General features: G+C 35.4%; 19 protein-coding genes. 14 read left to right on the top strand and 5 right to left on the bottom strand.

What is annotated here, in order from left to right; genetic code table 11:
• Positions 1 to 5: 5 nt before the first annotated feature.
• The 4 genes from VBZ51_RS03605 to hemW all read left to right on the top strand — a co-directional run bounded on the left by VBZ51_RS03605 (position 6) and on the right by hemW (position 2674).
• Positions 6 to 482: a hypothetical protein gene (locus VBZ51_RS03605; RefSeq protein WP_091607132.1), complete on the top strand. Its 477-nt coding sequence runs from the start codon at positions 6 to 8 to the stop codon at positions 480 to 482.
• A 5-nt stretch (positions 483 to 487) separates the two neighbouring features.
• Positions 488 to 1045, top strand: coding sequence for a crossover junction endodeoxyribonuclease RuvC (gene ruvC / locus VBZ51_RS03600; protein ID WP_416576080.1), 558 nt, complete (start codon positions 488 to 490; stop codon positions 1043 to 1045).
• A gap of 59 nt (positions 1046 to 1104) precedes the next feature.
• Entirely contained in the window at positions 1105 to 1470 is a 366-nt protein-coding gene (locus tag VBZ51_RS03595) for a four helix bundle protein (RefSeq protein ID WP_210708415.1), read from the top strand.
• Between the two features lie 70 nt (positions 1471 to 1540).
• Entirely contained in the window at positions 1541 to 2674 is a 1134-nt protein-coding gene (gene hemW, locus VBZ51_RS03590; protein ID WP_416576079.1) for a radical SAM family heme chaperone HemW, read from the top strand.
• 98 nt (positions 2675 to 2772) lie between these two features.
• Here the strand turns inward: hemW and VBZ51_RS03585 are convergent, their stop codons facing one another.
• The 3 genes from VBZ51_RS03585 to VBZ51_RS03575 form a co-directional block, all read right to left on the bottom strand.
• Positions 2773 to 3063, bottom strand: coding sequence for a GIY-YIG nuclease family protein (locus VBZ51_RS03585; RefSeq protein WP_416576078.1), 291 nt, complete (start codon positions 3061 to 3063; stop codon positions 2773 to 2775).
• A 387-nt stretch (positions 3064 to 3450) separates the two neighbouring features.
• Positions 3451 to 3741: a GIY-YIG nuclease family protein gene (locus VBZ51_RS03580; RefSeq protein WP_416576077.1), complete on the bottom strand. Its 291-nt coding sequence runs from the start codon at positions 3739 to 3741 to the stop codon at positions 3451 to 3453.
• Positions 3742 to 3955: 214 nt separating this feature from the next.
• On the bottom strand, positions 3956 to 4246 hold the full coding sequence (locus VBZ51_RS03575; RefSeq protein WP_416576261.1) for a GIY-YIG nuclease family protein: 291 nt from the start codon (positions 4244 to 4246) through the stop codon (positions 3956 to 3958).
• Between the two features lie 472 nt (positions 4247 to 4718).
• On the opposite strand from VBZ51_RS03575, the gene VBZ51_RS03570 reads away from it, so the two are divergent.
• The 10 genes from VBZ51_RS03570 (at position 4719) to VBZ51_RS03525 (ending at position 15659) form a co-directional block, all read left to right on the top strand.
• A complete protein-coding gene (locus VBZ51_RS03570) occupies positions 4719 to 5465 on the top strand; it encodes a cyclase family protein (RefSeq protein WP_416576076.1) in 747 nt (248 codons plus the stop codon).
• A gap of 2 nt (positions 5466 to 5467) precedes the next feature.
• On the top strand, positions 5468 to 5827 hold the full coding sequence (locus tag VBZ51_RS03565; RefSeq protein ID WP_058104020.1) for a DUF4260 domain-containing protein: 360 nt from the start codon (positions 5468 to 5470) through the stop codon (positions 5825 to 5827).
• A complete protein-coding gene (locus VBZ51_RS03560; RefSeq protein WP_058104019.1) occupies positions 5820 to 6446 on the top strand; it encodes a DUF4230 domain-containing protein in 627 nt (208 codons plus the stop codon). The genes VBZ51_RS03565 and VBZ51_RS03560 overlap by 8 nt, the downstream gene beginning before the upstream one ends.
• 54 nt (positions 6447 to 6500) lie before the next feature.
• Complete coding sequence (locus VBZ51_RS03555; RefSeq protein ID WP_394332428.1) at positions 6501 to 6860, top strand: Dabb family protein; 360 nt, start codon at positions 6501 to 6503, stop codon at positions 6858 to 6860.
• Positions 6861 to 6870: 10 nt separating this feature from the next.
• Positions 6871 to 7413, top strand: coding sequence for a GNAT family N-acetyltransferase (locus VBZ51_RS03550; protein ID WP_416576075.1), 543 nt, complete (start codon positions 6871 to 6873; stop codon positions 7411 to 7413).
• A 1-nt stretch (position 7414) separates the two neighbouring features.
• Complete coding sequence (locus VBZ51_RS03545) at positions 7415 to 7768, top strand: MmcQ/YjbR family DNA-binding protein (RefSeq protein WP_416576074.1); 354 nt, start codon at positions 7415 to 7417, stop codon at positions 7766 to 7768.
• Positions 7769 to 7834: 66 nt separating this feature from the next.
• Positions 7835 to 9607 carry a MutS-related protein gene (locus tag VBZ51_RS03540; RefSeq protein ID WP_416576073.1) on the top strand — a complete coding sequence of 591 codons (1773 nt, stop codon included), beginning with the start codon at positions 7835 to 7837 and terminating at the stop codon, positions 9605 to 9607.
• Between the two features lie 48 nt (positions 9608 to 9655).
• Positions 9656 to 12055 carry a hypothetical protein gene (locus tag VBZ51_RS03535; protein WP_416576072.1) on the top strand — a complete coding sequence of 800 codons (2400 nt, stop codon included), beginning with the start codon at positions 9656 to 9658 and terminating at the stop codon, positions 12053 to 12055.
• Positions 12056 to 12252: 197 nt separating this feature from the next.
• Positions 12253 to 14649: a hypothetical protein gene (locus VBZ51_RS03530; RefSeq protein WP_416576071.1), complete on the top strand. Its 2397-nt coding sequence runs from the start codon at positions 12253 to 12255 to the stop codon at positions 14647 to 14649.
• 8 nt (positions 14650 to 14657) lie between these two features.
• Complete coding sequence (locus VBZ51_RS03525) at positions 14658 to 15659, top strand: metal-dependent hydrolase (protein WP_416576070.1); 1002 nt, start codon at positions 14658 to 14660, stop codon at positions 15657 to 15659.
• Between the two features lie 3 nt (positions 15660 to 15662).
• Here VBZ51_RS03525 and VBZ51_RS03520 read toward each other — a convergent pair whose 3' ends face one another.
• Positions 15663 to 17948: a BamA/TamA family outer membrane protein gene (locus tag VBZ51_RS03520; RefSeq protein WP_416576069.1), complete on the bottom strand. Its 2286-nt coding sequence runs from the start codon at positions 17946 to 17948 to the stop codon at positions 15663 to 15665.
• 46 nt (positions 17949 to 17994) lie between these two features.
• Complete coding sequence (locus tag VBZ51_RS03515; protein ID WP_416576068.1) at positions 17995 to 22971, bottom strand: translocation/assembly module TamB domain-containing protein; 4977 nt, start codon at positions 22969 to 22971, stop codon at positions 17995 to 17997.
• Positions 22972 to 23357: the final 386 nt, after the last annotated feature.

Genomic DNA, 23357 nt, shown 5'->3' with positions numbered 1-23357 from the left:
GTGTAATGAAACGAGTTATCTATTTTCTTGTGTTAATTCTTATAAGTTCTTGTTCGTTCTTTGATTCTAAACAAAAAAGAACGCAAGAACTTATTAATGAAGAATTACGCCATATAGATTGGAACAGTGTAGATTCTTATCCTTTTTTCTATAGCTGTGATGAGGCAGTAACCAAAGACCAACAGAAAATTTGCTTTGAAGAAACCTTGATCTCTCATTTTGAAGAAACCCTAAATGATTTTGAATTTACCTTAACGGATAAGGAAAGTGAAACCGTTGATGTCATCTTTGTAATAGATACTTTGGGAAGGATAAGAGTGTCCAACATAGAAAAGAATGTATTGGTGCTAGATCAAATGCCAGAATTTGACGGTGTGGTTACCCAAAGCTTAAAGAATCTTCCTAAACTTGCACCCGCTATAAAAAGGGGAATTCCGGTAAATACCAAATATCGTATACCCATTCAATTAAAAACAAACTAAGCATTTTGGCGAACGAAAAAATAATTTTGGGTATTGACCCTGGTACTACTATTATGGGTTTTGGACTCATAAAAGTGGTGGGTAAAAAAATGGAGTTTGTTCAAATGAACGAATTGCTTCTACAAAAGTATAACGACCCATATACCAAGTTGAAGCTGATTTTTGAACGAACCATAGAACTTATAGATACCTATCACCCAGACGAAATTGCGATCGAAGCTCCTTTCTTTGGTAAGAACGTACAGTCTATGTTAAAGCTAGGTAGAGCACAAGGTGTTGCTATGGCAGCCGGACTCTCGCGTCAAATTCCTATTACGGAATATCTTCCCAAAAAAATAAAAATGGCCATTACCGGTAATGGTAACGCCAGTAAAGAACAAGTGGCAAGAATGCTGCAAAGTGTATTAGGACTTAAAACACTCCCTAAAAACCTAGATAGCACGGACGGACTAGCTGCTGCCGTTTGTCATTTTTATAATGAAAGCAGAGTTGATGTTGTCGGTAAAAGCTACTCTGGCTGGGATGCATTCGTGAAGCAGAATGCGAAACGTGTTAAGAAGTAGGGTTATGTTGGCAGTATCAGTTTTCAGTTAGCAGTAATAATAATAAGTAAAAACATTTTATGCAATTTCAGGATTTATTGTCTTATAAGAAGTCTTTTGCGCTTGCTATGAAGATATTTCATGCATCAAAAAACTTTCCTAAAGAAGAGAAATATTCTTTAACTGATCAGATAAGACGTTCATCTAGAAGTGTAAGTGCCAATATTGCAGAAGCATATCGTAAAAGAAGTTATCCTAAACATTTTGTAAGTAAGTTAACCGATAGTGACGCTGAGAATTCGGAAACACAAACATGGTTAGAGTTTGCATTAAAGTGTGAGTATATTGAACAAAAAGTGTTTAATGATTTAATAAGTGATAGTGAAGAAGTAGGTAGGCTTTTAAATTATATGATTAATAACCCAAGTAAATTTGGTTCAGAATAAGTACAAAAAACTATTACTGAAAGCAAGTACAGGTACTGTCAACTGATACTGCCCACTGAAAACTGATATTATGTCCGGAATCTACATCCACATCCCATTTTGCAAACAGGCTTGCCATTATTGCGATTTTCATTTTTCTACCACAATGGGGAAGAAAGAAGCAATGGTGAAGGCATTGTGTAAAGAGCTGGCATTGCGCAAAGCCGATTTTTCAGGTGAACAGGTAGCTACTATTTATTTTGGTGGTGGTACACCTTCGGTTTTAGAGACGGAAGAGGTTGAACAACTGATTGCTGCGGTTCGGGAACATTATGATGTTGTGAACCGTCCGGAAATTACATTAGAGGCGAATCCTGATGATTTATCCGAAGAGAAAATTTTGCAATTAGCAGCTAGCCCAATTAATAGATTGAGTATTGGCATTCAATCTTTTTTTGAGGAGGATTTAAAGCTGATGAACCGTGCACATAACGCTCTGGAAGCTGAAAAGTGTTTGCAATTGGCAAGCGAACATTTCGATAATATTTCAATTGACCTTATTTACGGAATGCCTAATATGACCTTAGATCGGTGGAAACAAAATATTGATAAAGCATTAGGTTTCGGTATTCCTCATATTTCAAGTTATGCCTTAACGGTTGAGCCAAAAACGGCATTGGCGAAATTTGTTGAAGACGGATTGATTACTCCCGCTACCGACGAAGAAACGCAAGAGCATTTCAACGTATTGAATGAAACCTTATTGTCAGCAGGATTTGATTGCTACGAAATTTCCAATTTTGGGAAACCCGGTTATTACTCCCAAAACAATTCTGCCTACTGGCAACAGAAAAAGTATATAGGTGTTGGTCCGTCCGCACATTCTTTTGACGGTGTGCAACGTGGGTGGAATATCAATAACAATCCCAAATACATAAAATCCATAGCACAGAACATAGTACCCATGGAGGTTGAGGTACTTTCTTCGACCGATAAGTATAACGAGTATGTGATGACGGGCTTGCGTACTATATGGGGAGTTTCCTTATCTAGAATTTCAACCGAATTCGGACCTAAATACAAAGAGTACGTTTTACTGCAAGCTGATAAATTTATAGAAGAACACTTGCTGTTCGTGGATGGTGATATTTTGAAAACCACTAAAAAAGGCATGTTTTTAGCCGATGGCATTGCGGCAGATCTGTTTATGGTGAATTTGAAATAGTACAAAATATGCTGTCAGTTCGAGTGGTTTTTTATTGGAGTGAAACGGAAATGAAAAATTGTATCGAGAACAGGTTTGGAACATGAAAGTTTCTCGATTTACCGAAATTTCTTTTTCGCAAGATTCGGTAATTTTTCATATTCCCCAGCTATCAAGGCATTCTTCTTCGATTGAGACCATTTTTTTATTCGGTTTTCGGTCTCTATAGCCAAGTTAGGATCAGTAAATTCACAATAAAAAGCGAGTATTACAGGTCGTCTTTTGCTTGTGTAACTATTCTTATATTTTCCAGATTGATGAGATTCTAATCTTTGAGTTAGGTTAGATGTTATTCCGGTATAAAAGCTGTTGTCAGCACATTCTAATATATAAACATAGTAAGTAATCACATTTTCAATATACGATTTAGATAGTAACAAAAAAGTTCTCGATACAAATTTTCTCGTACCTCGTAAATTCACTCGAAGTGACATTGGTACTTGAAATAATTCGATTGTAAAGGTTGAAGTATAACGTACTGTCAGTTCGAGTGTTTTTTATTGAAATGAAACGGAAATGAAAAATTGTATCGAGAACTGGATTTGGAACACTCGAGCTTCTCGATACAAATTTCCTCGTGCCTTGTAAATTCACTCGAAGAGACATTGGTGCTTGAAATAAACTGTTTGTAAAGGTTGAAGTCTAACGTACCGTCAGTTCGAGTGATTTTTTATTAGAGTAAAACGGAAATGAAAAATTGTATCGAGAACAGGTCTGGAACATGAAAGTCTCTCGTTTTACCGAAATTTCTTTTTCGCAAGATTCGGTAATTTTTCATATTCCCCAGCTATCAAGGCATTCTTCTTCGCTTGAGACCATTTTTTTATTCGTTTTTCGATCTCTATCGCTAAGTTAGGATCAGTGAATTCACAATAATAAACAAGATCTACAGGTCTTCTCTTACTTGTGTAACTATCCTTATATTTTCCAGATTGATGAGATTCTAATCTTTGAGTTAGGTTAGATGTTATTCCGGTATAAAAGCTGTTGTCAGCACATTCTAATATATAAACATAGTAAGTAATCACATTTTCAATATACGATTTAGATAGTAACAAAAAAGTTCTCGATACAAATTTCCTCGTGCCTCGAAATTCACTCGAAGTGACATTGGTGCTTGAAATAATCTGTTTGTAAAGATTGAAGTATAACGTACTGTCAGTTCGAGTGATTTTTTATTGGAGTAAAACGGAAATGAAAAATTGTATCGAGAACAGGTTTGGAACATGACAGTCTCTCGTTTTACCGAAATTTCTTTTTCGAAAGATTCGGTAATTTTTCATATTCCCCAGCAATCAAGGCTTTCTTCTTCGCTTTAGACCAATTTTTTATTCGTTTTTCCATCTCTATAGCCAAATTAGGATCAGTGAATTCACAATAATAAACAAGATTTACAGGTCTTCTCTTACTTGTGTAACTATCTTTATATTTTCCAGATTGATGAGATTCTAACCTTTGAGTTAGGTTAGATGTTATTCCGGTATAAAAGCTGTTGTCAGCACATTCTAATATATATACATAGTAAGTTAACACATTTTCAATATACGATTTAGATAGTAACAAGAAAGTTCTCGATACAAATTTACTCGTACCTCGTAAATCCACTCGAAGTGACATCGTAACATCAAGTAAATATTAAAATAATAAGTTGAATAAATATGAACTGTCAGTTCGAGTGTTTTCAACAAGAAAATGTATCGAGAACGAGTTTTGGAACACGCGCTTCTCGATACCCTCCTCAACGGCGGGCAAGCAAATTTCCTTGTGCCTCGTAAATTTATTCGAAGTGACATTGGTGCTTGAAATAATCCGTTTGTAAAGGTAAAAGTAAAATGTACTGTCAGTTCGAGTGATTTTTTATTGGAGTAAAACGGAAATGAAAAATTGTATCGAGAACGGGTCCGGAACGCGAATACTTATCTCATCAATATGCTTTAATCATAACCGCACAAAAAGTCGTAAATTTCTTATCTCAAAACAACCTTGTAATTTGAGCATAATTAGAATGAAAACTACCATTACCCACAATGCTAACCAATATCAAATTGACCTGTCTAAACCATTGGATATTTCTATTGCCATAACCAATAAAAAGGATAATGTCAACGCATGGTATATTGATGCTCCCAAAATAGAACCGCATCGGGATAAGGATTTTGTTGGTAGTATTCCTGCAGGTGCCAGTACTAACTTTTATGATATTTGGTTTAATCCGCATTCGCATGGTACGCATACTGAATGTGTAGGGCATATATCAGCTGAACATCAATCTGTAAACAAATATTTACAACAGTTTTTCTTTCTGGCTGAGGTCATTACTATTTCACCATCGGAAGAAAACCAAGATTTGGTCATTACTAAAGAACAGTTACAAAAAGCATTAGGTGGAACAGCTCCTAGCGCATTGGTGATAAGAACTTTGCCCAATACAGCTATGAAATTAAACCGACAGTACTCCAATAGTAATCCGCCATACATTTTAGAAGATGCCATGGTGTTTTTGAGAGAACTTGGTGTTGAACATTTACTAATAGATTTGCCTTCTGTAGATAAAGAAAAGGACAACGGTGCTCTTTTGGCACACAAGGCCTTTTGGAATTTTAATGGGGAAGTAAGATTAAATGCAACGATTACAGAATTTATTTATGTTCCGGAATCGATTGTTGACGGTTTATACTTTTTAAATCTACAGGTGGCACCTTTTGAAAATGATGCCAGCCCAAGCAGACCTGTGCTTTATAAAATTGAATGATTATGAAAAATCTACTGAAATTAGAGGAACTCGCCTTAATGGTTCTTGGTATTTTTATGTTTGGTCTATTAGGTTATCAATGGTGGTGGTTGCCGGTTTTGATACTTACTCCAGATGTTTCTATGTTAGGTTATTTATTGGGTGCTAAAATTGGGGCAATGTCCTATAACCTATTTCATCACAGGGGTTTTGCCGTGCTTTTGTATTTTGTGGGTATTTACTTTATGCTACCCATTGTTCAATTAATAGGTACAATTCTTTTTATACATACGGCTATGGACCGTATCTTTGGTTACGGACTTAAATACGATAAAGGTTTTAAGTTTACGCATTTAGGCGAAATAGGAAATAAAAATGGATAATATTTTTGATACGATTCTAGGTCTGGTTTTAGGGGCCATTGGTATGTATTGGCTCTTTAATTTTTTTAAGGGCAAGAAAAGTAAAGAGATAACAACACACCAATCTACCGTGTTGTTAGAAAAAATGAAAAGCGTTTGCAAATTGATTTCTGTAGAAGGCGAATTTGCCGAAATCTACAAATATGAAAATGTAAAGGATTTCATGAGTTTGGTAAGCAGTAAAAAGAAAGCACTTGTTGTTATAAAAGCGAAGGCCCATATTGGTTATGATCTAAGTAAAATACTAATGCATGCAGATGAGGGTAAAAAAACAATTATTCTTGATAATTTTCCTCAACCAGAAGTATTGAGTATTGAACCAGAATTGGAGTTTTATGATATTAAAAGCGGATTTTTCAACTTTTTTGCTCCTGATGATCTTACAAAATTGAACGCAGAAGCCAAGAGTCACATTAGAGAGAAAATACCGGAAAGCGGATTGATGGATACGGCCAGAAAAGAAGCCTTGCAAACCGTTTTGATCATGGAAAAAATTGTGGAAACTATTGGGTGGACACTTGATTATACTGCCCTAAAAATTCCACAAAAACAAATAGAACTATTAGAAGAAAAACAGTAATTAAAAATGAATTTTAAAATGAAAAACGTAATTTGTATCCTTGTAATAACACTAATGACCACTGTAACCTTTGGTCAAAATGATGATAAAATGACAGAATTTGATGCTAATTTTTCCCATACTGTATTTTTTTGGTTGAAAAATCCTGATAATCAAGCAGACAGAACCGCTTTTGAAACTTCTTTGCGTAAATTTTTAGATAACTCTGGTTATGCGAAGACAAAATTTATTGGCACTCCTCCAAAGGCTAGTAGAGATGTAGTAGATGGTTCTTTTACCTATTCATTGATCGTAAGTTTTGATTCTGCGGAATCTCAACAAGCCTATCAAGATGAGGCTCCTCATAAACTGTTTATAGAAGAGTCGGAAAAGCTATGGTCTAAGGTAATCGTTTACGATTCCACAGGAATCTAAGATCGATATTATGGTTTTTAGAAAGGCTGCTAAAGTTGATGTTGAGCACATTGCAACGTTACATTCCATAAGCTGGCAGCAAAATTATAGAGACTCCTTTAGTGATCATTTTTTAGATCATCAGGCATTCGATAATAGATTGTTTGAATGGAAAAAGCGCTTTGAAAATCCGTCAGATGATCAATTTGTTGTTATAGCGGAGGAGGATGACGAGTTTTTGGGTTTTATGTGTGCCTATTTTAATCATGATGCCCAATACGGTACATTACTGGATAATTTACATGTAGGCTTACATACTCAAGGAAAAGGTGTAGGTACAAAATTAATGGCCGCTTTAGCGGAAGAGATTCTAAAGCGGAAAAGTGAAAATGGTTTTTACCTATGGGTTTTAGATACCAACGCCGCTGCGATTTCCTATTATGAAAAAATAGGTGGCGTTGCTATGGAAACTGTTGAGTCTAATGATATTGGAGATAAGACTTTTTTAAAAATCAGATATTATTGGCAAAATGCCTCAGCGTTTTTAGAAAATTTAAAAGCCAAAAAATCATAAAATGAATGTTGAAGAATACCGGGAGTACTGCATAGCGAAAAAGGGTGTTACAGAATCCTTTCCTTTTGATGAGGTTACCCTGGTATTCAAAGTAATGGGCAAGATGTTCGCCTTATGTGGTTTGGATCATGTGCCTTTGCGTATTAACCTAAAATGTGATCCTGATTGGGCTATAGAACTTCGTGAAGAACATGATGGTATTATAGAAGGCTGGCACATGAGCAAAAAACATTGGAATACGGTCTACCTTGATAGCATCTCTAAAGACTTAACAAAAGAGCTTATTGACCATTCGTACGATTTGGTAGTTTCTAAACTGACCAAAAAGGTTAAGGCGGAGCTTGAAGTACTTTAATACTACTTTCCATTTATAGAAACCATTTTCTAAGGTTATCTTTACCTTTTTAAAGGGTTTATTTGAATGAATAATTTACAAGAGTTTTATACCACTAAAGTAAACGGTTTTGAAAAACAGATCGAGGCACTGAACAAACAGTTATTTACGTTCAGTATACTTCGTTTGCTAATATTTCTTGGGACCATTGTTGCCATATATTTCGCATCTGTAGATGCTAAATATGTCATTGGTGTATTGTGTGTGGGTATACCGTTGTTCTTGTATCTGGTGAGCAAATACACGAATCTTAAACATCAAAAATCAAAATTAGAGGCATTAAAGGAAATTAATGCGGTAGAGTTACAGGTGTTGAATAGGGATTATTCTAACCTTCCCAACGGAAAGGAATATGCTGACGATATTCATTATTTCAGTCAAGATATTGATCTTTTTGGCGAAGGTTCTTTTTATCAAGTTTCCAATAGAACAAAACTTGCCGAGGGTAGCTTATTGTTGGCAGATATCTATAAGGAAAATTCCATAAATGAGATAAAGGAAAAACAAGAAGCTATTGCCGAGATAGCGGAGAAAGTAGATTGGAGGCAAGAGTTTTCAGCCATGGCAGCATTGACGAAAACAGAAACTTCTACACGTACTATCGCTACTTGGTTAAAGAACTATAAGTCCTTTGTGCCAAAGGCGATGAAATTTATTCCTTCCGTATTTTCTATTATTTCAGTAACTATATTCATAGCGTACTTTTTGGATTATCTACCAGAATCAGTGTTGATTACATGGCTGGTTTTAGGAATGGTCATTGTTGGTTTGTTTACTAAAAAAGTGACCAATTTAGGTCAAAGTGCCTCAAAAATGAAGTCTACCTTTGATCAGTACAATCAGCTTTTGGCAATGATTGAAGAGACTGAATTCACTTCAAATTTATTAAAGAGGCAGAAGGCGAATATTCTAAGTAATGGGGAGCAAAATTCTAAGGTGTTAAAGAAATTTGCTTCGTTATTGAGCAATCTAGACCGTAATAATAATCTATTGTATTTAATATTTGCTAACGGATTTTTTCTTCGCTCGTTAACTGATTGTCTTGCAGTGGAAAAATGGATCGAAGAACACGGTAAAAGCGTGGAAACCTGGTTCAATACTATCGCATTTTTTGATGCTTATAATAGTTTAGGGAACTTTGCTTTTAACCATCCAAATTTTACGTATCCTACAATTACTGATGATGAGGTGGTGTTGAATTCTAAAAACGCAGGTCACCCCTTATTGGATCCTAAGAAAAGTATTTTGAATGATATTACTATAGAGGGCGGACAGTTCTTTATTATCACAGGAGCTAACATGGCAGGTAAGAGTACGTTTTTAAGAACGGTATCCTTGCAGATTATGATGGCGAATGTTGGTTTGCCCGTATGTGCCCAAGAGGTCAGTTATTCCCCTATAAAATTAATTACTAGTATGCGTACTACAGATTCATTGACAGATGATGAGTCTTACTTCTTTTCTGAGTTAAAACGCTTACGTTATATAGTAGATGAAATACAAGTTGACCGTTACTTTATTGTACTGGATGAAATCTTAAAAGGAACCAATAGTACTGATAAGGCATTAGGATCACGAAAGTTTGTGGAACGCTTGGTGAAAAGTAAATCTACAGGGATTATAGCCACTCACGACCTTAGTCTATGTGAAGTCGCCAATGAATATAATGCGGTTAAAAACCATTATTTTGATGCTGAAATCATAGATAACGAATTGCATTTTGATTATACGTTCAAAGATGGTATATGCCAAAATATGAACGCTTCTTTTCTGTTAAAAAAGATGGGGATTATTGAGTAAGAATATTTTATTCATAGATTTAACGGTGTAATATTTTTCCGTCTTTTTATGCATAGAATAACGCTTTTATTTCTTATTCTGATTTCAAATATTCTGTTGGCCCAAAATGAAATTGGTAACAAATTGGTCAAGGATAAATTCTTAAAGTATTTTGAATTACCACGAGAGTCTGTATTTCTACATACTAATAAAACAACGTACATAGTCAATGAAGAAGTATGGTTAAAAGGTTATGTGTATGATAGGCATAATGGTAAACCGTTCAGTGAAACTACAACGGTTCACGTAGGGTTGTATAATGTTGACGGCAAGAAATTTGATGACTATCATTTTAAAGCAAGCAATGGTTATTTTAAAGGTAATATCGCTGTAGATTCAATGCTAGCGAGTGGCGAATATTATCTTCGTTCAAGTACCAATTGGATGAAGAATTTTATAGAAGATGATTCATTTGTTCAGAAGATTACCATATTAAATGAGAAGCTAATTGAAAAGGCTAAATCAGTTAGGGAATATGATATTCAATTTCTGCCTGAGGGCGGTAATTTAATTGAAGATGCACCCGGTGTTATGGGTGTAAAGGTGACTGATGCTAATGGCTATGGTGTAAAAATAGTAGAAGGGTCGGTATTCGATACTAATGATACGCAAGTTGCTAGATTTTATACATCAATCTTTGGTTTAGGGAAATTTAATTTTAATCCAAAGGCGGGTATTGAATATGTGGCTAAAATAAAATTTGACGATGGTAGTACAAAAACGACCAAAATACAAAAGCCTTCTAAGGTTGGTATTTCTTTTACCGTAAAGAGTTTTAATAATGATCAGTTCATTATAAGTCTTACTACAAACGTTGCAACAAAAGAGATTATTAATGAAAAACAGTTTTATTTGTTGGTACATAAAGACGGCCACGCAAATAGAATTCCAATTACTTTCCCAAAGGATAAACTATACGTGTCAAAGGTTTTAAATAAAGAAGTGCTTAATAAAGGGATGAATATATTGACACTATTTAATCCAGATGGTAAGCCAATTGCTGAACGGTTGATTTTTAACTATGCTGATCTTTTAGATGCCGAATTAGAGATCAGCAAATTGTCTACAGCATCAGATTCATTGAATATTCAAGTTAAGCTTCTTGATACTGCTAAAGCACTACAAAATTTAAGTGTCTCTGTTTTACCCGGTAATACAATTTCTTACAATCAAAAAAACTCTATCTATAGTACCTTTTATTTAAAGCCTTATGTAAAAGGATTCATTGAAAATCCTAAATATTATTTTAAGGATGTTACCCCTAAGAAAGAGAAAGATCTTGATCTTTTATTGATGACCCAGGGTTGGTCTAGATATGATTGGACCAATATTTTTAAAGGTGCACCAAACCGGTTTTTTGAATTTGAAAATGGAATTGATTTGGAAGGGTCTATTTATAATAAAGGTGTTACTTCAAATGATAAACTTTTAGTTAGTTTCCCAGATAACCGTAGTAGGTATTTGGATATTTTGGACAATAGATTTTTAATTCAAAGGAACTTTCCGGTTAAAGGTGAGACTTTAGAATTTACTTTGATCAGTGAGAATAGAAAATTAGCGAAAGTTAATATTGATTTAAATATAAGGTTGGGGGGCATACCCAATGAAATTGAAACCACATGGAAAGAAAAGGCAGATTTTATCAACAATAATGATTCTGAAGATGTAATTGTACCTAGCATAACTTATGCCGATAATACTATAAACCTAAATGAGGTGACTGTAATTGAAGAAAAGCTTAAAACTACTGTTGAAAAAAACACTTTAATTCCTAAGTACTTGTCGAGAAAAATGACAGAAGTAACTGAAAATCTAGAATTTAGCTTACCGTATGTTACTGATATTATTAGGTCTAGGGGGTATTATGTGCTTGAGGGGCTTCAGTTTGGTAGTACAAGTCGTGTTATTATTAGGGCAATTTCACCATCTTCCTTTCTTGGAGGTAATATTTATCCTGTTCCAATTATATACCTAGATAATGCCCGTTTACCAACTTTTGATATTTTATATAAAATGCCCACAACCGAAATAGAAAGTTTTATGATTGATAAGACTGGGTCATTTGAAGGAGCAAGAGGAGCGGGTGGTGTAATTCGAATTTATACTAGAAGATTGCCAAGAGATTACAATAATCAGTATAGTAGGGATGAAAATGTTTTTAAGTACGAACTTAAAGAAGGATTTGAGCCTGTTAAGAAGTTCTATACCCCTAAATACACATCATACCTTTCTGACGAATTTGAAAATTTTGGCACTATACATTGGGTTCCTGAATTACAGACCAATGAAAATGGTATCGCTACTTTTAAAATCTTAAATACGTTTCAATCTAATGTCTCTTTTTTTATTGAGGGCATGGGGTCAGAAGGTCAATTAATTTCTGCTGAACAGACTCTTGTGGTTGAATGATTTTAAATTTGATAATATAGCAAAATCTATTGTTTGCAAAGTGGACGATTAACACCATGTTTCAAAAATCACTATACTTCTTAAGTAGATATTTATGATAATATGAATGCTTCTTTCCTATTTAAAGAGATGCGGATTATAGAATAGCACTTTTTTATTCATAGATTTAACGGTCTTAAAATTTTCTACCTTCATTTATGCATAGATTTTTGCTATTAATCGTACTATTTGTATCAAGTAATGTTGTAGCCCAAAATGATGTAGGTCATAAATTGGTCAAGGATAAATTCTTAGATTATTTTGAATTACCTAGAGAGTCTGTATTTCTTCACACTAATAAAACAACGTATATAGTTAATGAAGAAGTATGGTTAAAAGGGTATGTATATAACAGGCATCTTCAAAAACCATTTCATCAAACTACAACGGTTCATGTAGGTTTGTTTAATGCCAAAGGAGAGAATTTCAAAAATTATCATTTTAAGGCTAAAGATGGTTATTTTAAAGGGAATATAGTAGTGGATTCTATGCTGGTAAGTGGTGAGTATTATTTACGTTCCAGTACCAATTGGATGAAGAATTTTAAGGAAGATGATTCTCATATACAAAAGATTACCATCTTAAATGAGAAGCCTTTAAAAAAAGAATCTGCTGTTCGTGATTATGATATCCAATTTTTGCCAGAAGGAGGTAATTTAATTGAAGGCACTCCAAGTACTATGGGGGTTAAGGTTACGGATGGCAATGGTTATGGCGTAAGAATTATAGAAGGTTCCGTTTTTGATGATGACAATGCTCAAGTGGCAAGATTTTACACCTCAATTTTTGGTTTGGGCAAATTTAATTTTATTCCAAAAGTTGGTAAAAACTATATCGCTAAATTAGAATTTAGCGATGGCAACGTACAGACAGTGACACTGCAAAAACCTATGAAAAAGGGTGTTGCTTTTGGGGTTAAGCATATTGATGACGATAGGTTTATAATTACCTTGACTACAAATGAAACCACTAAGGAGATTACTGATAACCAACGGTTTTATTTGTTGGTGCATAGAGATGGCCACGCAAATAGAATACCGTTAGCTTTTCCTAAAAATAGTCAGTTTGTATCTAAGGTTTTAAACAAGGAAGTGCTTAATAAGGGAATGAATATCTTGACCTTGTTTAATTCTGACGGTAAGCCCATAGCTGAACGATTAATTTTTAATTATACAGATCTTTTTGATGCTAAATTAGAAGTAAGCAAATTGGCTTTAGAAACCGATTCATTGAAAATACAAGTAAAATTGCTTGATACTGATGTAGTACAGCAAAACTTAAGTGTCTCTGTTTTACCGGGTAACACAATTTCTCACAATCAAAAAAACTCTATTTATAGCACCTTTTATTTAAAACCCTATATAAAAGGTTTTATAGAAAATCCTAAATATTACTTTGAAGATATAACTACAAAAAAACAGAATGAGCTAGACCTTTTGTTAATGACACAAGGTTGGTCTCGGTACGATTGGAATGATATTTTTAGAGGACCTCCAAATCAATTTTATGAATTTGAAAATGGAATTGATTTGGAAGGTACTCTTTATGGACAAGAAGTTTCTTCTAATGATAAACTGTTGGTTAGTTATCCTGATAATAGAAGTAGGTATTTGGATATTTTAGATAATAAATTTCTTATTTCAAAATATTTTCCTGAGAAAGGAGACATGTTGGAATTCACTTTAATAAATAATAAAACATTAAGAAAGCCCACTGTTGGGATAAATATGGTGACGGCCGAACTGCCTGAAAAATTAGATCAAATTTGGAATGAGAAAGTTATTCCTAAACCTGAAGATTTTAACGAAAATATTAAGATGTCGGGTTTAATTTCTGCCGATAATACAATTAATTTAAATGAGGTTACCGTGGTTGAAGAAAGGATGAAAACAACGGTAGAAAACAATGTTTTTATCCCTAAATACCTAAAAGGCAAAATGACCGAAGTAACAGAAGATATAGAAGTAAATTTTCCGTTAGTAAGTGATATAATTAGGTCTAGAGGTTACTATGTAAGAGAAGAGCTAAGTTTTGGTAGTACAGATCGTGTCATTATTAGAATACGTACCGTACAGTCGTTTGAATCTAAAAGGGCAATGCCTGTACCTGCTATTTATTTGAATAATGTACGATTAAATACTTTTGACCTTTTATATAGAATGCCAACTAACGAAGTGGAAAGTTTTTTAATTGATAAAACAGGAGCTGGTGAAGGTGTAAGGGGTTCTGGAGGTGTTATAAGAATATATACGCGCAGGTTACCAAGGGGGTATACGGATCAAGGTAGTTCAGATAATACTATTTTTAAGTATGAGTTTAAAGAAGGGTTTGAAAAAGTAAAGAAGTTTTATACTCCTAAATACACGTCATACTTTTCCAATGAATTTGAAAATTTTGGAACCATACACTGGGTTCCTGAGTTAATTACTAATGAAAACGGTATTGCGACCTTTAAAATTTTAAATACGTTTCAATCTAATGTCACTTTTTTTATTGAGGGTATGGGGGCGAAAGGTCAATTAATTTCTGCTGAGAGAAATCTCATAATTGAATGATATACTAAATGGATTCATTAACACAAATAGTACTAGGGGCAGCCGTTGGTGAAGCCGTGCTTGGTAAAAAAGTGGGTAATAAGGCAATGTTGTATGGAGCTATTGCCGGTACCATACCAGATTTGGATGTTATTACACGTTATTTCCTTGATACGGTTACAGCAACGGAATGGCATAGGGGTTTTAGTCACTCCATATTCTTTTCTGTGCTTTTTGCTCCTGTGTTCGGGTGGTTGGTCTGGAAGATAAACAGGAAAGAATCTGCTACCTGGAGAGAATGGTCATGGTTAATGTTCTGGGGATTGTTCACTCACCCATTATTAGATGCTTTTACCACTTGGGGAACACAATTGTTCTGGCCCTTTAAAACGAGGTTGGCATTTCAAAGCATTTTTGTAATAGACCCGTTATACACTGTTCCTTTTATCATTTTTTTGATTATGGCAATATTCAAAAAAAGAACTTCCGTTAAACGTCAAAAATATGTTCATTTAGGGCTTGTTATTAGTACAGCATATTTGCTATTTACCCTTGTTTTAAAAGGAATCGCTTTTCAAAGATTTGATAATGCCTTAATGGAACAAGGTATTGTTTACAGTGATATGAATACACGCCCGGCGCCATTGAATACGGTATTATGGATGGCGAATATAGATACTGAAGATGCGTATTTGATGGGAGATTATTCTTTTTTTGATACTAAGGATGTTTCATTTTCTGCATTTCCAAAGAATCATGAACTGTTGGGTAAATGGGCGGATAATGATAAGATAGTACGACTTATTAAAATAACAGAAGGTTGGTATACGATTACCGAAAGAGAAGGGGACCTTTATTTCAATGATTTAAGATTTGGACTCATAAGCTTAGATGAAAACGAAACCCAATTTGCCTTCAGTTATAAACTGGTGCCCAATGGGGAAGATCTCATTGTGGAAGAAAGACCTAAATTTAAACGGGATGCAAAACGACTGATGACTGCCCTTTGGAAGCGTATGTGGGGAAATTAGGTGTTAAAAAGGATAGCCAATAGCAAAGTTTAAGGTCATGTTATTATCGGCATTTCCAAAGAAAGGTACGTTCCATCGCTCGTTTTTAGCTTCGTAGGGAATTCTTAATGGAGACGCAAGATCAAGGCGGATAACAAAATTTTGAACATCTAATCGTAAACCAAACCCTACTCCCGCAGCAACCTCGGTAAGCCAGTCTTTTTCAAATTTACCATCTGTAAAAAGTGTTTCGGAAAAACTGCTGTTCAGTTGGTCTTCTTCTAGTTCAGAGTAATCACCGGTCAGCCACACATTACCCGCATCAACAAAAAAAGCGCCTTTTAGATAGGAAAAAAGTGGAAATCGATATTCTACATTAGCTTCTAGCTTAAGGTTACCGGATTGGTCAAAATAATCGGTAGTGGCATTTTCTGTTTCCGCATTAAAATTACCGGGTCCTAAAGAACGGATGTTAAACGCTCTAACGCTATATGGACCGCCGGAATAAAACTGTTTAACAAAGGGTAATGTTGAACTATTGCCGTATGGAACGCCCCAACCTGCATAAATACGAGATACCAAGGTGCGCTCCTTTTTCCAACGTAGGTACAGTCTTAAATCTGCATCGGCTTTTGCATATTGGGCGTATGTAGAGCCAAAAATAGTTTCTGAACCACCGCTAATAAGATTTAGCATATTACCGGCAATATCAAAGTTGGTTGAAAAGTAAATAGGAGCCTCTTTACTAAGCTTGGATACTTCGTCATAGGTGAAACTATAGAGCAATCCTGCTATAAAACGCTGCTCAAAACTTTGACTCAAATATTCATTGTCGTCTAAAATTGCCTGAAACTCATCGGTTACATTTGATAGCCTTGAGTAATTTATACTGATAGGGTCTAGGGTGTGGTATACGTATTGGTTTTCTTGCCAGGTATAGCCAAAAGATGCATTTACAGAACTTAAGGTAAACAATTGGCTACGCTGTAAAAAATCGTAACCTAAAGATATTTTTGTTTTTGGTACGGCATACTGAAACCTACTGGGTGAAAACGGTATGGACCTGGGTATTACTAGGTCGGCACTTATACCACCTGCTATACTGCTTAAACTGGAATTACTGCCACTTGATAATTGCGATTCATAACTAAAATTGGCAGAAACACTAAAGGTTTCACCACCGTTGAACACATTTCTGTTGGTATGGCTCAGAAGAATACCGGGACCAGTGAAGCCGTTAGATTTTGAAACCGCCTGTATTTCTGCCCTAATGGAGCGTTTGGTCAATGGTGCCAAATAAATGCTTGCTGCCAATGAACCGCCATTACCATCGGTAGCCGTAGTATCCAGTTCCGTGTACTGAATGTTTACATATTTGTAACTGCCCAATGCAGATAACCTATTGCTTGTTTGTTTGGAAATATTGGCATTGTATAGGTCACCCTCATTGAATAATAGATAGGATTCTAAAAGCTTTGGTTTAAAATATAGCTCATTCTGTACAAAATCAATACTGTCTATTTGGGTTACATTTTCTTCAGTTAAAGGCAGTGTGTCACCTTCAATGGTATAATTGGGGTAAACGGTAATGGAATCAATAGTGTACGGAATTGATGCCCGCGCGGGAACATCTTTTTTTAGTCTAAGAAAAAGGTCAAATTTTCTGTTTTTATATTGATTGGTATCTGCCTCAAAAATGAGTAGATCTTCTTGACTGTTATAAAACCCTTTTTGTTTTAATCCATTGTTTAATCTTGCTCTTTCGGCCTTCAGTAAATCTAAATCAAATCTATCTCCCTTTGCCAAAGAGGTTTCCGGAAGCATTTTTTCTATTTCTTTATAAATTGGCAATGAGTCAGATTCAAGATGATAGTTTTCCAAAACATAGGGCTGCGGCATACTGGCCTTATAATTGACCGAAGCGAATTTGTCGTTGTTGACTACTTCAGAAGATGATTTGCTATAGAAGAATCCATTATTGTCCAAGCGATTTAAAATCAATTCTTCTACACGGTCTGTATTTACTTCAGAAAAATATACCGGTTCTTCCCCAAAAGATTTATTCAGAAATTTATATAGAAATCCAGGTTTTTCTCGCTGCGCCTTGTAATGAAAAAATAGGGCAGGCTTCATGCCTAAAAATGTGGTATTCGGGTTAGGTTCAATAAGGTTTAATAATTCGGTCTTTACCTCTTTACTGTCATCTATCTCACCTTCGGAAAGTAATTCAAGTTCTGCACCGGTGTACAGTTGCTCTCCTTCAGGAATATATTTTTCAATGCCACATGAATATATCAGCAAAAATGCCAAACAAATTAAAGTTCTATATGTGCAGTTGTTCGTTTTCAATGTACCGTTATTCTTCTTTTTTGTTCGCGTCTTTTTTAGACGGTTTATTCTCTTTTTTCAGCGGACTGAACAATTGACTGAATTTATTGAACTCGCGATTAAAGATAAAAGCTAAACCCGTTACTATAAGTTGACCGTCAATAATATTTTGATACTCTTGTTTTCTAAACCCCTTTAGTCTGTACGTACCTTCTTCACTTAATAGGTACTCCAAGGTTACGTTACCGATCAATGGTGTTTCACTTTCGCTGGAATATGCACTTCCTTCAACATCTACTGCGCTACCTGCGGTAACGATCAACCGATCGTTAAATAGTCTTTTGCTGGCATTGATATTCAATTGTGTACGACTTTGGGCGCTTCCGCTTTCGTAATCCTCAAAACTGTCCAAGTCAAAACCGAGCTCAAAACCGGTATTGCCCAGTAATTTATTGGAAATGGAAGTAAGTTCGTTAGACAGTACTTTGTTTACGTTGTTTCTGGCAATAGTCACAGCGCCACCACTACTACCATCACTTCCTGTGGTAGGATAAAAACGGTTCAGTGCCAAGAGCGAGAAGACTTGTTTGTTCAATTCGGATTCTTGCTCGTTCAATTGTTGAATACGACTGTACACGGCACCACCAAAGTTACCTTGCGCATTTTCTGGCATGTCCAGGGCAAAGGAGAGTTCTGGTTGCATAAGCTGCCCGTCTATGTTTAAATATACCAAGAATGGTGTAGACTGTGCATAGGAGCCGGAAACACTGCTGTCCGTTCCGTAACTAATGGAAGACATTAATGAAGAAGCAGATGTTTCTATTTCATAAATAGCGGTTACGTCCATTTTGGCATCGAATGGGTCACCGCTCCATACAATACTGCTACCTTTTTGTAATTGAAATTCGCGACTAACCAAGTTGTATAAACTGGTTCTGTAAAAGCCCGAGTTCAATTCTAGCCTGCCCGATAGTCTTATGTCTTGATTTGGATCTATGTTCAAATTCAATGTAGCGTTACCGGATGCCTGCAATTTGTCTTGGGTTTTTTCATCAAGTACAATGGTAAATTTAGCCTCGTTCCCAATTTCTAGAACCGTATTGATATCCATACCGGCAAAAAAGGAATTCGTGGTTTCTTCATCTGATCTGGTAAGTATGGCATCAGGGTTTTCCCTGTTTACAAAAATGACAACACCGTCTCGCTCCTGAATGTCCAATTGGTCTTGAGGTACAACATAAGTTAGATCGGTAATATCGCGAATGCGTAACCTGCCATCTATAACGGGTAGTTCTAAATCTCCCAGTACTTTTACATCTGCTTTTATACTTGCAATTCCATAGACCAATTCATCATCTCCTTTTTTGGAATCTAACACTCTAAATTGATCTGTTTTCACCGTTAGGTCAAAACTTGGGTTGACAAAACTCTCTGTGTAAACCGTTCCATCTATAGTCAATGTACCTTGATTAATGTCCTCTATGGCAAAGGAATTAAAGCTTACTTCGTCTTGGTCAATATCTATGAATTGATCATCTATGGCAAACGTAGACTTATAGGCCGCCAAGGCTAAGCTAAATTCATTAAAGTTTATTCTGCCCGAGTATTTTGGTTCTGCCAGGGTGCCCTTTACCAATAAGCTTCCGTCTAGATAACCCTTGGCATTCGTTAATTGTTCGTTAGAGAATCCTTCTATTATACTGGCTTCCAGCTTTTGAATATCCAGTTCCATATTCAGGTAGGCGGTGTTTTGTTTTGCGGTATAATCTCCGGTTAAATTAAGCTTTGCACCACCGTCTTTTAGGGCGAGGTCAAAGTCATATTCTGATAACGATTTAGAAGTTGCATCTAAGGTAAGGGTGCCTAACGGATTTTGAAGTACCTGAAGATCTTTGATATCTAAATTGGCAACAAGCCCAGACGCGGTGTAGGGATTAATGATTACAAAATCGCCTTCTACCTTACCTATTGCCAAGGCTTCATCAGGATTGAAAAAACTGAGAAATGTCTGTAACTGAAAATTCTCGAACAGGATTCCAATATGTTCCGTATCCATCTTTGGAAATGTATTGGATATTTCCATCTTTTGAGAATTTCGAGTAAAGATTACTTTTTCAAAATCTGAAAATGATTCACTGATCACTATAGAATTGTCCTCTGGAATTTCCCATTGCTTTTTATTAAGGATTAAATCTTCTGGGTCAATATGGAGTTTTAAAGTGTCTTTCTGGAATACTAGACCAGATGCTATGTGCATGACCTGTACCGTGTCATTTTTTGAATTGAAATCAAGTAATAATTCTTTATTCTTTAAGCTACCTTCTAAATAGGTTTGTTTAAGATGAATGGGTTCGTAAATTAAATCTGCAAGGCCTGCAAAGAATTTTAGGTCTACAGAATCTCCTTTTACATAGGCATTTAAACTATCTACAGAACTACCGGCATACGATATGTGCGGTACTTTCACTTGAGCGGAAATTTTTCTCTTTTTAGAATCAAAACTGGCATCTATATTCAGGGAATCTAAATCTTCTACTCCGTTAAAAAATACTTTAGACAATACCGGTGTTGGTATTATGGCAATCGCCAGTTTTGCTTCAATAGTATCTTCGACCTCATAGACGGTGTCGTCTGTTGAGAAATAGTGTTCCAATTGTTTTTTTAATGCGTTGGTAATACGATTAGGCGATGCATTGGATGCCAACTGCCCGTTCAAGAAATTACTTTGAACGGAAACGTCGGTTATGGTATCTTCAACATGTGCCTTTAGAATGATGGTTGACACTTGATATTGCTCGTTATCCGCCACCGCAATACCATCATCAATAACGGTGTTTATCGTAAAATTGGATGGAGTACCTGTATAATCACCATTTATATTAGCGGCAACCTTAATGTTTTCCTTTGTAAGTCCAAGCTCTTTTAAATCTGCCCCAATAATATTTGAAGTGAATTGAATATCATTGTCATTAGATGTAAGAAGCAAAGTTGCACCTGCATCCATATTCAAATTGGGGTCGTTGATGTTTGCGGATATGTTACCCTTGCCATTATTGAGAATACCGTCAATATCAATCGCTTTATAACTGTAACCGCCGTATTGAAATTGCGAAATGTTACCGGTTATGTTGGCATCTAAATTGCTTGTTTCGTTACCAGAGCCATTAGCATTTATTTGCAATGAAATTTCACCTAACTGATCGTTCTGTAACAGTTGCCCTAGTTGAAGACTGTCTATAGAAACGGTACCATCAAATTTCATGATTTCCCCAAAGTCAACAAGGGCATTTATACTTGCATTCCCTTCTGGAATTTTTAGGGCCATGTTTGGTTTTACCCAGCTAGTTCCACCAGATAAGCTGCCTTCGGCTACAATGGTTTTAGGTATAGAAATTCCTAGTTCCTTGGAGGATATTAATTTATCTATAGCGGTTTTGTTGCTTCTAAAGCTAATATTGTTCAAATTATAAAAAAGTGAATCTGTTTGGGTAAGATTTTCAATACTGCCTTTTGCCACAAGATGTGTGTCTGGCCCCCATTGTATTTCTGTACTGAGATCATCAACTTTTCTTAGGTTTCCTCTTGCTTTTAAATGACCGGTAAAAGGATGTTTTGATAAGGAATCTAGATATTGATTTTGGGCAAGTTCCGGTTGAATTTTTAAGAGGTCGCCAAGCTCTAAATTTAGATCGGCAATGTTTGCGGTTAAGGTGCTTTTTTCAGGATTTTCCAATGCATCTTTCAACGAATTGAACTGAACGTTAAGATCTGCATTTGCAGAACTATTGTTTATTTGAAAAACGACATCTGACAGTGATGCCTTGGTATTGTTTAAGCCAGCTTTAAAGGCCAATTGATTTAAATGTATACCGCTAGGTTCTGAGAAGGAGAATTTAGAAACATCTAAATTGAACTGCTCTGGGCGATATTCTAAATTTTTGGAAAGTAGTTGTAACTGCTCAATTTTAAATGCATTGGGGTTGAAGCTTTCCGTGCTTTGCTGGTTGCCATTTATGGAATAACTGAATGTATTCTTGGCTAGGTCTATATCGTTAGCTGCAATGATGAATTCCGGCCATTCAAATTCAGCTGTATTGGTGGTAGTTATTTTAGTTTCTTCACTCCTTAGTTTTACATCTATTTCTGAATCATGAAAAACAAGGTCATCTATCTCATATCTATTTTTGGATACATCTGCCAGTATTTCTGTAAGTTCAATGGTACCAAGTTTTAACTGGGTCTGTAAACCGCCTGGCTGACTGTTGTAGGTGATATTTACGTTATTTACATTAAAATCTTCCACCTCAATATGTGGTAGAGCTGTACTTGTGGTGTCTTCGGTTATTGGGAATTCATGAGATTGAACGTACTGGAGTTGGGTATTGCTCAACTTAAAATTATCCAAAGAGAATTTCATGGAATTCAAGTCGAATTCCGATACGTCAATATCTAATTGGCCAAGTATAAGGTTGATATCTGTTCCAAGATAGGCATCGGAATAATTCAATTTCCAATCAGTGATATCTAAGCTGCCAACATTTATATTCATGGGTTCACCAGTAGTAGCGGTCGTATCTGTCGTAGTAGTCAGTGCATCTATTAAAAACGTAAAGTTGAAAAAATCTGGGTTGTTCTCCCTATTTATTTTGGCAACAACACCTTTAGATATAACATCATCAATTGAAATTTCATTTTTAAAAATGGCAGGGTATATTGGAATGTCCGCTTGTAACGATTTTGAATAGAATAGGGTATCTCCCTTAACATCTTCTAGATAAACACCTTCTATTTGTATATCACCAGAAAAGGTAATGTACAATTTGCCAACTTCTACTTTAGTATGTGTTTTGCTAGAAATATAATTGGTAACCTTAGATACAATGGCATTTTGTGCCCAAGGTGTCCGTACTATCAGGACTAAAACAAAAAATAGCAAAATTAGTCCAAGGAGAATTTTTCCAATGCGCTTTAGGTATTTTTTGAATTTCAGATTTTCGTTGGCCATAAGGAAAACAATATAATATTGAATACAGTCATTCAATTTTTAAGCTCAAACCTGTTACGATCCCAGCTGTGCCATAAAACCTGTAGCAATTATAATTAGTAGAACTATGATGATCATAAGGTTATAAAACCTTCTCTTCTTTTTCTTGGTTTCTTTCAATGATGCCATTAAAATGCAAAGTTAAGATTACCAATATATAAAATTAGCTTATTTACTAAGAAGATTATCGGTATAGAACATGTTGAGAGTCCATTACTGTTTTTGATTTATCAAAGGATAGCTTTAGAAAAATAGGTTCGTCTACACTTATGGTCCATTGGCCTATACTTAGATTGCCCCGGTCAGAAATCAAAGATCTAAGCTGAATTGATGAGGTACCTTTGGAG

Source organism: Maribacter sp. HS, from assembly GCF_048059195.1.
In the GTDB taxonomy this organism is placed as follows: domain Bacteria; phylum Bacteroidota; class Bacteroidia; order Flavobacteriales; family Flavobacteriaceae; genus Maribacter; species Maribacter dokdonensis.
The sequence above is the reverse complement of the archived record's forward strand: the minus strand, read 5'-3'. Positions and strand labels throughout refer to the sequence as shown.